The sequence below is a fragment of the Terrisporobacter glycolicus ATCC 14880 = DSM 1288 genome (assembly GCF_036812735.1).
Classification (GTDB): domain Bacteria; phylum Bacillota; class Clostridia; order Peptostreptococcales; family Peptostreptococcaceae; genus Terrisporobacter; species Terrisporobacter glycolicus.
In genome coordinates, this window is sequence record NZ_CP117523.1 from 2,225,069 (window position 1) to 2,238,913 (window position 13,845).

General features: G+C 27.5%; 13 protein-coding genes and 1 riboswitch. Of the genes, 2 read left to right on the forward strand and 11 right to left on the reverse strand.

Annotated elements, in window-relative coordinates:
- Window positions 1-111: 111 nt before the first annotated feature.
- From TEGL_RS11040 to TEGL_RS11050, 3 genes are all read right to left on the reverse strand, one after another.
- Entirely contained in the window at window positions 112-429 is a 318-nt protein-coding gene (locus tag TEGL_RS11040) for a DUF1540 domain-containing protein (protein ID WP_018590685.1), read from the reverse strand.
- Between the two features lie 108 nt (window positions 430-537).
- Window positions 538-1,386, reverse strand: a complete 849-nt coding sequence (locus tag TEGL_RS11045) for a polysaccharide deacetylase family protein (protein ID WP_018590684.1) — start codon at window positions 1,384-1,386, stop codon at window positions 538-540.
- Between the two features lie 128 nt (window positions 1,387-1,514).
- Window positions 1,515-2,420 carry an N-acetylmuramoyl-L-alanine amidase gene (locus tag TEGL_RS11050; protein WP_018590683.1) on the reverse strand — a complete coding sequence of 302 codons (906 nt, stop codon included), beginning with the start codon at window positions 2,418-2,420 and terminating at the stop codon, window positions 1,515-1,517.
- A 190-nt stretch (window positions 2,421-2,610) separates the two neighbouring features.
- On the opposite strand from TEGL_RS11050, the gene TEGL_RS11055 reads away from it, so the two are divergent.
- Complete coding sequence (locus TEGL_RS11055; RefSeq protein WP_018590682.1) at window positions 2,611-3,150, forward strand: metal-dependent hydrolase; 540 nt, start codon at window positions 2,611-2,613, stop codon at window positions 3,148-3,150.
- Window positions 3,151-3,260: 110 nt separating this feature from the next.
- Here TEGL_RS11055 and TEGL_RS11060 read toward each other — a convergent pair whose 3' ends face one another.
- The gene (locus tag TEGL_RS11060; RefSeq protein ID WP_018590681.1) at window positions 3,261-3,794 is read right to left on the reverse strand and encodes a GNAT family N-acetyltransferase; all 534 of its coding nucleotides are present in this window, start codon (window positions 3,792-3,794) and stop codon (window positions 3,261-3,263) included.
- A gap of 142 nt (window positions 3,795-3,936) precedes the next feature.
- Complete coding sequence (locus TEGL_RS11065; RefSeq protein ID WP_242827311.1) at window positions 3,937-5,322, reverse strand: PLP-dependent aminotransferase family protein; 1,386 nt, start codon at window positions 5,320-5,322, stop codon at window positions 3,937-3,939.
- Between the two features lie 134 nt (window positions 5,323-5,456).
- On the opposite strand from TEGL_RS11065, the gene TEGL_RS11070 reads away from it, so the two are divergent.
- Complete coding sequence (locus TEGL_RS11070; RefSeq protein WP_018590679.1) at window positions 5,457-6,344, forward strand: PhzF family phenazine biosynthesis protein; 888 nt, start codon at window positions 5,457-5,459, stop codon at window positions 6,342-6,344.
- Window positions 6,345-6,397: 53 nt separating this feature from the next.
- Here TEGL_RS11070 and TEGL_RS11075 read toward each other — a convergent pair whose 3' ends face one another.
- The 6 genes from TEGL_RS11075 to TEGL_RS11100 form a co-directional block, all read right to left on the reverse strand.
- Entirely contained in the window at window positions 6,398-7,606 is a 1,209-nt protein-coding gene (locus TEGL_RS11075) for a cation:proton antiporter (protein ID WP_018590678.1), read from the reverse strand.
- Between the two features lie 50 nt (window positions 7,607-7,656).
- Window positions 7,657-7,729: riboswitch (Fluoride riboswitch) on the reverse strand.
- Window positions 7,730-7,804: 75 nt separating this feature from the next.
- Window positions 7,805-9,058, reverse strand: a complete 1,254-nt coding sequence (locus TEGL_RS11080) for an ABC transporter permease (protein ID WP_018590677.1) — start codon at window positions 9,056-9,058, stop codon at window positions 7,805-7,807.
- The gene (locus TEGL_RS11085; protein WP_018590676.1) at window positions 9,058-9,972 is read right to left on the reverse strand and encodes an ABC transporter ATP-binding protein; all 915 of its coding nucleotides are present in this window, start codon (window positions 9,970-9,972) and stop codon (window positions 9,058-9,060) included. Before TEGL_RS11085 ends, TEGL_RS11080 begins: the two co-directional genes overlap by 1 nt.
- A gap of 402 nt (window positions 9,973-10,374) precedes the next feature.
- On the reverse strand, window positions 10,375-10,755 hold the full coding sequence (locus tag TEGL_RS11090; RefSeq protein ID WP_018590675.1) for a hypothetical protein: 381 nt from the start codon (window positions 10,753-10,755) through the stop codon (window positions 10,375-10,377).
- 209 nt (window positions 10,756-10,964) lie between these two features.
- Window positions 10,965-12,992 (reverse strand): ABC transporter permease, encoded by a 2,028-nt coding sequence (locus tag TEGL_RS11095; protein WP_018590674.1) that lies wholly within the window; start codon window positions 12,990-12,992, stop codon window positions 10,965-10,967.
- A complete protein-coding gene (locus TEGL_RS11100; RefSeq protein ID WP_018590673.1) occupies window positions 12,982-13,749 on the reverse strand; it encodes an ABC transporter ATP-binding protein in 768 nt (255 codons plus the stop codon). Before TEGL_RS11100 ends, TEGL_RS11095 begins: the two co-directional genes overlap by 11 nt.
- Window positions 13,750-13,845: the final 96 nt, after the last annotated feature.

A 13,845-nucleotide genomic window follows, 5' to 3' on the forward strand; every position in this document is an offset into this window, starting at 1 on the left:
TATATTTATAACTTATAAACGCCTATATACAAGTAAAATTCATTGACTCTTTTTTTAATTTATACTACAAAAAAAGAACTCTAAATATATTCAGAGTTCTTTTTTATATTTTTATGATCTACATTCAAATGTACCGCAAGCTGCATTTGCTGCAATTATTTGAACATCCTCTGCATTACAGTCTCCATTCTCATTATATACACAGTTACTTGCACTGCATCTAATTGTTTCTGGCACAGTTTTTTTATTATCATGAAGACTGGATAAATTATCGTGAACATGTGCACCTTCTTCTACAAAAGTATTACAATTTGTTTCTTGAACAGTTTTGGCAGTAATGCCTTTTACGTTAATTACCCCTGCCATGCAATCACAGCTTTTATTATGAACACAGTTAGTAGCTTTACAAGTTACACTAGTACTTTTCATATGATACCTCCTACATTTTTTCATTCTTATTATGTGCTAAATGCAAGTAAATAATTATTTATTTGACAACTTTTAAGATTATTAAAATGTAGGTAATTTATATTTTATTTATTCTCCTAATTTTACAAATTTATATCCTTTTTCTCTCAATATTATAAGAGCTTCTTTTAGCCCTTCGTATGTATTTCCATTTGGTTGATTAAAATGAGAAATTATAATGTCTCCAGCCTTTGCTTTACTAACTTCATTTATCACTTCTTCTTTTGAAAAAGTTGCCCCACCATCACCATTTATACTAAACCCAGCTATTTTATATCCAAGTTCATCTGCAATTTTTATGGCAACTTCATCATAATAAGCCGTACCAGATCTAAAGTATTTAGGTTTTTTACCTGTCAATTTATATATTGCGTCATTATTTAATTTTATCTCATTTATAACATCTTCCACATTTGATGTTCCTTCTATATTATAAACAGATTTCTTATTTACTGATAAAGGTTTATGACTATATCCATGATTCTCAATTTCAAAATTATTATTTTTAGATAAATTCATAAAAATATCTTTGTTAGCTTCTATCCATCTATAATTTATAAATAATGTGGCAGGAATATTTTCTTTTACTAAAAAATCTATCAATTCTTTATCATATTTGCTCCCATGTTCTCCTCCACAGGCATCTAGTGTTAATGCTATTTCTTTATTTTTATCATCTATATGACTTACTACTCCATTTAAATGCTCTCCCCATTCTTTTGGCTCTACATTTTCATAAGTTTTAACAATACTTTTTATCTTAGCTTCTTCATTTTTATCTTTTGTATCCTTTTCAACTTGAGATGTATCTGCTTTAATATTGTTTTCCTGTATAGTTTCCTCCTTTACATCTGACTTCTTACCACACCCTGTTGTACTTATTACAACACATAAAATAATAAATATAATTTTTTTCAATTTATATCCCTCCAGTTCATAACTTTTATTATATTTTCCACCAATAATAATTATACTTTAATACTTCAATAAAATGTAAAAAAATCCCTCCTCTTTATAATGAGGAAGGATTGTTCTATGAAAACTTTCTATAAAGAAGTCATGCTTTTTACATATGTGCTGCTAGCAGTTATATATAGTCCTGATTTCAACTTATACATATAATAATTATCCACTTTAACTTTTTTCATTACTGTAAAAGCTTCACCTTTTTTTACAGTTCCAGCTACTGCTCCATCGTCCCATGATGGACAATTTCTAACGTTTAACTCATTAACAATAACTTTTACATATTTTACATTTGTAGGAACTTCCACATCTTTTTCTGTACAAACAAATTCTTCATCTGGTTTTACATAAGTCACATCAAAAGTTTTACATATACCTTTACAAGTTGCCTCTGCATCTTTCTCTTGGAATTTGGGGTCTAACATATACTTGGCTTCTGTCATATTATCCATAAATCCTGATTCAGTTAAAATAGCAGGCATTTTTGTATTTCTAAGAACATAAAGACTAAAACCTGAAATATCTGTATCAGTTCTTACTCCATAATTTATACAATCATGGTCTTTATGCAATTTCCACAATTCTTCTTGTACATTTTTTGCTAGTACTTTTGTTTTAGCTTGTGAGCTGTAATGAATTATTGTTACTAGGCCCTTAGCCTTAATTTGCCACTTTTCACCTATTGAATTATAATGTTTGCTTACATAGGCATCTGCATTAGCTGTATTTGCACGGCTAACTCTTGTTTGCAGTGATGTATCCACATCAGTTGGAGCAACTAAAAGAACATCGAAACCACATCTTTTTAGTGCTTTCTCCAAATATTTTACTACAGCTCTATTAAATTCATTTTCTTTAATTACTTCACCTTTTTTTCTTACTAGTTTACCATTAACATATAAATCTTCTTTTAATGGTGGCGTTCTTTTGCCTGCTGTTTCCATTCCATGACCATCATCAAGGGCAATTAAATATTTTTTTGCCATATAAACACCTCCTACAATTAATATATAAAGTAATGACAAATTTTGACACTAATTTTATCTTAAAACAACTTCTTATTAAAAATATCTTAGCCATTAATATTTATACATGCCAGTTAAATTATATTTTGAAATTTATATATATTTCCTTTATAATAAAATATATTAGAAATTTATGACAACTGGAGGATTTATGACAAAAGAAACTCACTCAAAGGGTGGTTATATTGTAGGACTATTATTACTTCCTTACATACATAACACCTTCCTTGTGGGATATAACTTATCTTATCGTATAGTTCTCTTATTTATATATGCTTATTTTACACATTTCGGAGCATTACTTAGCGATATAGATATGAGAGGATCATATATTAGTAAGAGGTTTCCCATTATATATAAAATTTTCGGAAAAAGATTTAGACATAGAAGTTTCACTCATAGTTTAATTTTTCTAGGTCTAATAGCATTTATTGGAGAAATAGTTATAGTTTCAAGTAATGATAATATTGTATTTACTTGTATTTTCAGCGGAATTTTGGCTGGAGTAATTTCACATATTTGTTTAGATTTAATCACAAAGGAAGGAGTAGAGCTTTTTTATCCTGTGGGAATTAATTTTTCAATTTTACCAATAAAAACTAGTTCAAGAACTGAAAAAAACATTAGCAAAGCATTTAGTCTTTTAGTAGTATTTCTTATTGGATATAGGTTTTACTTAATAACATTGTAATACTTAATTTAATAAATTTAAAATAGGGTGTATCAAAAAAGATACACCCTAGCATACCTAGGTATATATTCGAAATTATTTTTATCTAATATTATAATTTAATCACTTTATTATAAGATTAATCCCATAAGAACGATGTCAAAATATTCTCCATCTATATATGTTTCATTTTTTTGTATACCTTCTTGTTCAAATCCACAATTTTTATATAGTTGTATAGCTCTTGGATTATCTTTTCTTACAGATAAACTTATTCTAGTAGTTATACCGTTTGACTTACACCAATCTATTAACTCATCCATCATTATTTTTCCAAGTCCTAAGTTACAGTATTCTTCTTTGATAACTATACCTAATTCACCTACATGTTTACCTTTTTTCTTTTGGTTAGAAGATATAGTCCCTATCGCAATTATTTTATCATCTATTATAGCAAGAATCATAGTATTGTTGTCTGATTCATTTACTGATTTGATTGCGTTTTCTTGCTGCTCAAGACTTACTTTGTATTCCCCTGCCCCAAAAGATAAGTATGTAGTTTCTCCACCTACTATATTATAAAATTCTATTATTTCTTTAGCATCACTTTCTTTTGGACTTCTTAGTACAACACTTAGATTGTTTTTTGTTAAAACCGTTTTCACGATACATCCCACCCTGTCTTTTTAAGTTTAATATTAATATTTAATTTATTATATACTATAAATAATATAACACAGAGTAATATAAATCAACATATAGTGACACAAATTTCCATTCAACAACCTTATATATAATCTTTATCATCTAATCCTTAGAAAGTTTACAATCTTTATTTATATAACTATTTATTAAATTTACTATTATATTTAAACCTTTTTTTAGTTCTTCTTCACTATGTGGCGCTGTTATACATAATCTTATACAAGACAATTTATCTTCATTACCAACCACAAATCTTTCACTACAATATACTTGTACTCCTTTTTCTTTGCAAAGTACTTCAAAATCACTGGAATTAAAATTATTAGGTAGCTTCAACCATATTAAATTACCACCCTTATTGTAATTACAATTAGATTTTTTCAAAATATCTTCAGCTATTTTCATTCGATTTTTTATAACTTCTTTTCTTTCATTTATTATTGATTTATAAACTTGATTATTAATAATACTGCACAAAGCTTCAATTTGCAAATTTGATACCATAACATTTATATTATATAAAGCAAGCTGAATTTCTTTTTTATATCTTTGTGGTGTAATTATCATACCAACTCTCAAGCCTGGGCAAATAATCTTTGACATACTTGCTATATGAATAGTGTTATCACTTATTTCATATAAGGTTTTTGGAAGATTGTCTAAAAGTAATCTATGAATTCCATCTTCTATAATCAGTAAATTATGTTTTTGTGATATTTTTCCTATTTCTTCTCTTCTTTTTTCACTCATTGTTTTAGTAGTAGGATTGTGAATATCATTAATTAAATATATACCTGTAAGTTTTTCATTTTTACAAATGATATTTAAAGACTTAGGACTCATTCCTTCCTCATCTGATCCAATGGGAATTAATTTAATTTTGCACATATTTGCACTAGTTTTAAGTCCTACATATATTAATGGATCCACACCAATTTTATCTCCACTATTAAACAGCGATAGTAATATGGCGCATAAGGCGTTTTGACCACCAGCAGTAAAAAGTATATCCTCTTCATTGCAAGGTAGTTTATATTCTTTCTTTAAAAATTTGCACACCAATCTCTTTTGACAATATGAACCATTTACTTCTTTGTATTCAAACAACTTATATGCATCAGGTCTATTCATTATTTCTTGTATAGTTTTAACAACATACTCATTTTGCTCATATGTAGGATGGGCGGCACCGAGCTCTATTAAACTTCCTCTTTCTAAGGTTTCCATCATGGTGTTTTTTATATGAACATCAGAAGATACAAAAGTTCCTTTTCCTATGGTTGCACAAATAAGACCTTTTTCTTCACATAGTTTAAATGCTCTAGTAACTGTACTTAAATTTATATCTAAAAAGTCTGCCAATTCTCTTTGAGGTGGCAACTTTGTTCCAGGAATTAATTTACCCTTTTCTATATCTTCTTCTAAAAGTTTTGCCAAACCTTTACTAATAGGTCCTTTTATATTTTTAAAATTTGGTTTCCAGCTCATTGGGTAGTTTTCAAAGGAATTTACAGGCATTTTCTCGCTCCTTTATAATATTGTATTGCATACAATTATAATATTGATTGCAAAAATTATCAATGTTACAATTTTTTTAAGATAATATTTTAGGGGGTTTTAATATGAATAAAATTAAAATTAAGCAAGTAGATGCTTTTACTTCTATTCCTTTTGGCGGTAATCCAGCTGGTGTTGTGACAGATGCCAATAGTATTGATGATTTTATAAAACAAAAAGTTGCAAAAGAAATGAATCTTTCAGAAACTGCCTTTGTTTCTTCTTCAGACAAAGCAGATTTTAAAGTTCAGTTTTTCACTCCAAAATTTGAAGTAGATTTATGCGGTCACGCTACTATTGCAACTTTTGATACTTTATATAAAGAAAATAAGCTGGATTTAAGTAAAGATAAATTTTATCAAGAAACTAAAGCAGGAGTTTTGCCAGTGGAAATTAGAAATATGGATGATAAAAAAATCTTTATGATGACTCAAGTAAATCCAAAGTTTATAAATTTAGATCATTTAAGAGAAGAAATTGCACAGTCATTAAATATTAATAGTGAAGATTTATTGCCTTATCCAGTGGAAAGTGTTAGTACTGGCCTTTGGTGGCTTGTATTTGGTGTGAAAGACTTAGAAATATTAAAAAATATTACTCCAAATTTGGACAAAATATATAATTTAAGTGAAGAAAATAATTTTGTTGGTATTTCTCTATTCACTATGGAAACTTTTAATGACGACTGTACATATCATGTAAGATCTATAGCTCCTTATTGTGGTGTATCAGAAGATCCAGTATGCGGTACTGGCAATGGTAGTGTATCATCTTATATTGTTCATCATAAATTAATAAATGAAAATCAATCATCTTTAGTAGGAGAGCAGGGTCATTTTGTTGAAAGACCTGGCAAAGTTTATGTGGAAATAAAAAGTGACAGTGATGAAATTATAGATATAAAAATTGGCGGTGAAGCAAAAACTATTTTAGAAGGTGAAATGTTATACTAATATAAAAGGATAGTTATTTATAATAAATAACTATCCTTTTATATTTAATAAACTTAATTAGCTACTTCGTCTGTCACTTCTTTATTATCACTACAAAGAAGTTTTTTATAAGTACTGTCTATTCCTATGGCCCCAAATGGTGCAGTTATAATTATGGCAAGAACTGCCACAGTTAAAACTATGTTCCCACAAGTAAGACCCATAGCTAATGGCATACCTCCAATAGCTGCTTGTACTGTAGCCTTTGGTGTATAAGCTATCATACAGAATAATCTTTCCTTCTTAGAAAGCTTTGTTTTTATTAGACAAACAAAAACTCCAATCATTCTAATCATTAAGGCAAATAATATTACTATTACTACTGGTATTCCAGCTGTAATTGCATATTTTACATTTACAGTTGCTCCAACTAAAACAAACAATACTATTTCTGCAGCTAGCCATAACTTGTTGTATTTATTTGATAATCTCACTGCTAGCACTTCATATTTTGCTTTAATTAATATTCCCATACTCATAATTGCAAGTAATCCTGACATAGGAATTACATTTTCCAAGCTATTTTGTAATTCTATCAATAAGAAAGAAACACTAAGTATTATTATTACTTTTATAGAATCTCTAAAATGAACTTTCTTAAATATTTTTATTAATACAGTTGCCATAAGTACACCAACTAAGATTCCCATTACTATAGAAATTGGTATTTGTGCAAAACTTGATAAAGACATGTCTCCACCCTTTGCCAAATCTGTAAAAGCAGTAAATAATACTATTACAAAAATATCATCAACTGATGCTCCAGCCATAATTAATTGTGGAATACTATTTTCTCTTCCTATTTTTTGTTCTATCAGATTAATCATTCTAGGAACAATAATAGCTGGAGATACGGCTGCAACCACAGCTCCCATAATTGCCGCTTCTAATACTGTTACTCCTAGTAATTTGGGTGCAATCAAAACAACTGCCAAAATTTCAAAACATGCAGGCACAAAACACATTAGTACAGCAGGGCGGCCTACTTTTTTCAAATCTTTCACATCTAGTGATAGTCCTGCTCTAGTTAAAATAATTACAAGAGCCAATTGTCTAAGGTCTGGTGAAATACTTAATATTTTATCATCCAATAAATTAAATGCATAAGGACTTATTAAAATCCCTGTAAAAATCATTCCCATTAAGCTGGGCAATTTTAACTTATTAAATATACTTCCCATTAATAAGCCAAGTAAAAAAATAATTGCTAAACTTGTTAACATCTCTACCTCCTATTTTTTGCATAAAAAAAGCTGATAAACTCCGTGACAAAATAATCACAGAAGTCATCAGCATAAATGCGGTTTAAGTGTAAACTTTGGGAGAACTTCATTCCCATGTTTTTATTTTAACATAATTTGCATCTTAATTCAATTAATATTATCCTCAATATTATTTAATTTTTCTTAATTGAAGTTGTATTAATCTCTTTCACTTTTAATCCATTTTAAAGCATTTCTCAATTTTATAGGATTTCCATACATTAATGTAGCCATTCTATATATCTTTGCTCCACCCATTCCTACTAGTACTGTTGATACTATTAATATTAGAGCAGATATTATGAATTCAGCTGATGTAACAGCTCCTGTTGCAACCCTTACTATCATTGTCATTGGAGATGCAAATGGTATATATGAACAAACCTTTAATACTATACTATCTCCGTTAGTTAATCCAAATATACTTATGAAAAATACTATAACAAATATCATTGTAATAGGACCAACGCTTGTTCCTATGTCTTCTGTCTTTGATACTAAAGCTCCTAATGCACCATATATAAATGAATAGAATAAGTATCCTAATATTCCAAATATAGCAAATGTAGCTAATAATTCTGAAGGAATTTTAAATACATTATCTAACATTCCATTCCATACTTCACTATTTGCCTTATATGCAATAAATGTTGATGACATTATTATTCCAACTTGTGCTATACTTGCTATTGCACCTGCAATAACCTTACCAAAGATTAAATTATTTGTATTTGTACTAGTAACTAGGACTTCTATTGCTCTATTACTTTTTTCTGCAGTTATTCCCATAGCAATTAATTGACCATACATTATAATCATCATATATATAATGAAAATTAATATATATGCGTAGAAATAATTATTTGCACTATCTTTTCCTAATATTTCAACATTAGAAACTATTTGAGTGTTATAAATTTTATCTACCTTTTTGAAATCCATTCCTTTACTAGTAATTTCTTTTTCTCTATATATGTTTTTCAAAACTTCATCAAATATGCTTTTGTTTTCATCATCAAATTTAGTATTTTGAACAACATAGTCATATTTAGTTAAGCTGTCTATATTGAAACCTGCTTCTACATCTTCATTTTCAACTAACTTATTTAATTCACTTTGATTTTTTACAACTTTCCAATTTGAGTTTGGAAAATAAGCATTTAATATTTCTTTATTAGGTATAGTATTATTTTCATCATATATTGCAAAATCAGTTTTATCCTCTTCTGCAACTTCTTCTACCTTAGTTTCATTTTCACCTGCCGTTGGCAATATTGATGACATATCTATAAAGTTAGGTATAGATAATCCAACTATCATCACTAAAGCAATTATTGCAGTGCTTATTATAAAAGATTTCTTTTTAAAATAATTACTAAGCTCAAATTTTAGTACAGTAAGAAATTGTTTCATTATTCCTCACCTACTTTCTTTACAAATATATCTGTTAAATCTGGTTCATATGTAGAAAACTTCTCTATATCTATATTTTCTTTTAATATTTTTTCTAAAAATTGATTTTTTGTTGCATCATTATGTAACTCTAATACTAAATAATCTTTTTTAACTTCATTTACAATTACCAAATCATTAAACTTCTCTTGGCATATAGATTTTAAATCATTTATTTTTAAGTTATTTGCACTTAATATTAACCTATTATTACCAAATTCTCTTTTTATGTCTTTAAGATTTCCACTTAAAACAATCTCGCCCTTATTTATTATAACTATATCTTCACAAAATTCTTCAACGTAACTCATTTGATGGCTAGAGAATATAACTAGTTTATTTTGGCTTATTAATTCTCTTACAGTATCTTTAAGTATTTGCGCATTAACTGGGTCTAGCCCACTAAAAGGTTCATCAAGTATAACTATTTCTGGATCACAAACTAAAGTTTGCCCTAATTGTACCTTTTGCTGATTCCCTTTTGACAAACTATCTAGTGTTCTATTTGCATATTCTTCTATGCCTAACTTTTTAAGCCATATCTTTGTACTTTCTTTTGCATTTTTTGCTGTCATTCCTCTTAACTGAGCTAAATAAACTATCTGCTCTGTAACTTTCTTCTTAGGATATAAACCTCTTTCTTCTGGTAAATATCCAATTTGATAGTTTCTTGGTTCAAATTTTTTTCCATCTATTAATATTTCACCTGAGTTAGCTTTAAAAACATCCATTAATATACGAATTGTTGTAGTTTTTCCTGCTCCATTTCTTCCTAACAACCCAAGTGCCTTTCCACTTTCAACTGAAAATGATATTCCATGCAGTACTTCATTTTCAGAAAAACTTTTTCTTATCTTCCTTACCTCTAGCCTCATATATTCCCCCCTTAAAATAATCGTCTACTAAATAATATATTAAAATCATTTTTGTTTCAAGTTAAGTTTCCTTAAGAAACAATATATGATAGATAGAATTTTTATAATTTAAAGATACACTTGTGGCTACATTTACTATTAGAGATTAATTCATTGATCTAACTTAAAACAAGGCATTGAACTTTTAATTAATAAAATTATTTTGCTATTTGAAAATAAATGAATACTATGTATAATGTAATCAAAGTTCGCAATTGTTATATAATGCGAAATAAGTATTAAAAATAAAGTGTTCACGAAAAAATCTGTTTTAGTGGATATTAAAACATGGCTAGGAATGATACATATCAATGTACCCAACCTAGCCATTTTATTTTATGTTTTTGATAAAGAATATCATAATTAATGTTTTTTATTACTTTTATATGAATTCGTAAATCGTCTAGGATCAAAATATAAGAAATATAAACCTACTAATACAATAAAAATACTTAATAACTTATCATCTGATCCAAATAAAAATAATAAACCGAAAGCAACAAAGAATATCCCAAAATATGTTAAAAAACTATTAATTTTCTTTAACTTTTCTTGACTCATTGTTTCCCAACAAGTAGGACTGCAATAATTCACTTTTTTTGTTTTTGCATATTCTTCTCTTTCTTTATTAAACTTTTCTTCTGTTTTTCTTTTTTGCTCTTCCTTTACTTGTTTAAAACCATCTTTGTAAAGATTCTTCACATCACTAAATTCTTTTTTTATTTCATCTTTACTTTTATGCATCAGAAACCCCCATATATATACATATTTGTATAAATTGTATCAAAAAAATATGAAAAGTACAAATGTAATGAACTATTTGATTAAAAATTCCATTATATTATTGCTCATTGAGATTTGATATAGTGGAAAATAATTCGTAAATTTAATATGATACAAATTAATATGTTAAGGTTAAAGAATAAATTCACTGCACTAATCTTGACACACTATTACTTATTTACAATTCTCTTATACCCTCTATATGTTCCATAGAAATATACACCATAAACAGCACATATAATACATATTGAAATTATATTGTTGCCTAAAGTATCGTAATCTCCAATTATTTTTACCACATCATTTGCTACCTTTATTCCGAATATACTATGAACTAAAGCTAGAAGTATAGGTATAGCAAAGTATAATAAAACTTGTACAAATATGGATCTGTTTATCATGTTTGAACTTACACCTAGCTTTCTTAATATTTCATATCTACCGACACTTTCTATTGCTCCTGACAATTGACTAAGTCCAAGAACTGCCGCACTGGCTATTAAGAAAATTATCCCTATATATAATCCAACGTATAAATACATACTAGATGAAGCCATATTTCCCTCTAATGCTATAATTCTAGTCATTGCACTTATCTTTACTTTATCATTTTCTTTATATTTTTTGCCTTCAGCCATGCCTTTTTCAAGATTTTTCACTGCTTTATTTTCTGTATCCTTCTTATCACCAATATAATTTAAACTTAAGCACTTTTTAAGTAAACTATATTTACGAATATTTTCATCTTTAACTACTAGTGTTGCAAAATTACCACTAACTAGAGTATCTTCTATTGAATTAAATCCATATTGACTATTAACTTCAAAATCCTCTTGTCCAATTTTCATAGTCTTATTTTTGCTCACATATTCTTTAACTGAGGGCTCTATTGTAGACATATCAGTAAAAATAAATACTTCTTTGTCTTTTAAAGTTATTGTCTCTTTATTTTGCATTTTCATTAATTTATTATAATCTGATAATTTTACAATAGGTACAGTAAAATCTCTCATACTATTTATTTGTCTAGATAAAAAATCATCTGTAGTGCTTTTAAACAACTGTTTAAATTTTACTGGTGAATTATATATGTTGTAATCTAAATATTCATTTGTATAATCTTTTATATTAAATCCTATTTTTTTTACTGTTTCACTTATCTTTTCTTTTGAGGCTTTTAAATTTTCTTCTTTTTCATATGTATGTATCAAAGTCATATCATAAGGTGCTAAGAATTGTGCTGTATTTTCCATTGCACTTTTTGTTCCTATGGATGCAGTATACATTCCTATGGAAATAAACAGCATCAAACAAATAACACTCATAGAAATATAATTTGTATTTATTTTGCTATTTAGTTGTCTCAAAGTAAATGTATTAAGATTTTTTAAATATTGGTTTTTACTACTTTGTATTACCTTTATTAAAAAGCCTGCCAAAGCTCTAAAAAACAATACAGTTCCAACTATTCCTAGTATAATTGATAATTTAAATTTATCATTTATATCTGTTAATCCATTTTCCAAAATTAACTTATATGCCACTGCTAAGCAAACCACTGATATAACAAATAAAATCACTGATAAAATTAAATTTGTACCTTTTAATTTTTCATTATTTCTATCACCGTTTATAAGGTTTATCAACTTACACCTTGATACTAGAATAAAGTTAAAAACCATAGATATAAAATACATAATCCCAAAATATAAAATAGTTTTTAGACATGCATCTTTTGAAAAAATAAATTTATATTCAGTCATATCTATAGCAAATAGTTTTGCTGTAACTCCTGCTAGTCCTTGAGATAAAAACACACCAATAAATATTCCAACTACTAAGGATAATATACCCACTATAATGGTTTCATAAAATAACATAAAAGCTATTTTACTTCTACTAATACCTAGTGTCATATATATTCCAAACTCTTTATTTCTTTTCTTTATTAAAAAATTATTTGCATATAGTATTAAAAAACCAAGTACAAATGATACAAATACAGATACCATAGATATTATCTTATTAAGCGCATCAAGAAAAATCTTCTGTGTATCTGATAAATCCATCATTATAGTTTGTGATTCTATGGAATTGAAAATATAAAATATACAAATTCCTAATGCCAGTGTGAAAAAATATATACTATAATCTTTTATACTTCTTTGCACATTTCTTCGTGATAACTTAAATAACATTGCTAGTGTCACCCCCAAGAAATGTAACTACTTCTATAATTCTTTTGAAAAATTCTTTTCTATCGTCATTTCCTCTTATTAACTCGTTAAATATCTTTCCATCTTTTATAAATAAAATTCTTTTGCAGTAACTAGCTGTAAAAGCATCATGAGTTACCATCATTATTGTTGAATTTAAACTTTCATTTAGATTAGACAAGTTTTCAAGTAGCACTCTTGCAGATTTCGAATCAAGGGATCCTGTTGGTTCATCTGCTAAAATTAAAGATGGATTAGTTATTATAGCCCTTCCACAAGCTACTCTTTGCTTTTGACCTCCGGATATTTCATAAGGGAATTTATTTAATATATCTGAAATGTTTAATTTATTTCCAATTGATTTTACTTTTTCATCAATGTTAACACCCTTCTCCCCAATTACTGATAAAGCTAAAGATATATTTTCGTAAACTGTTAAGGTATCTAATAAATTAAATTCTTGGAATATAAATCCTAAATGTTCTCTTCTAAATTTCTCTACATTTTTTCTTGAAAAAGTAGTTATATCTTTGTTTTCTATTAATATAGTTCCTGTAGTTGGCTTGTCAATAGTCGCTATACAATTTAAAAGTGTTGTTTTACCACTACCACTAGGACCCATAATACCTATAAATTCTCCTTCCTCCACTTGAAAAGAGATATTGTTTATTGCTTTTGTTAAATTTCTTTTATTACCATAATATTTTTCTATATTTTTAACTTGTAAAACTGTGTTCATTGTTGTTACCTCCATAACCAATTTATACTTATATTATATAAGCTTTAGAGGTTTGCATTAATAACATAACCTTACCACAATCTTACAAAAAGGTAA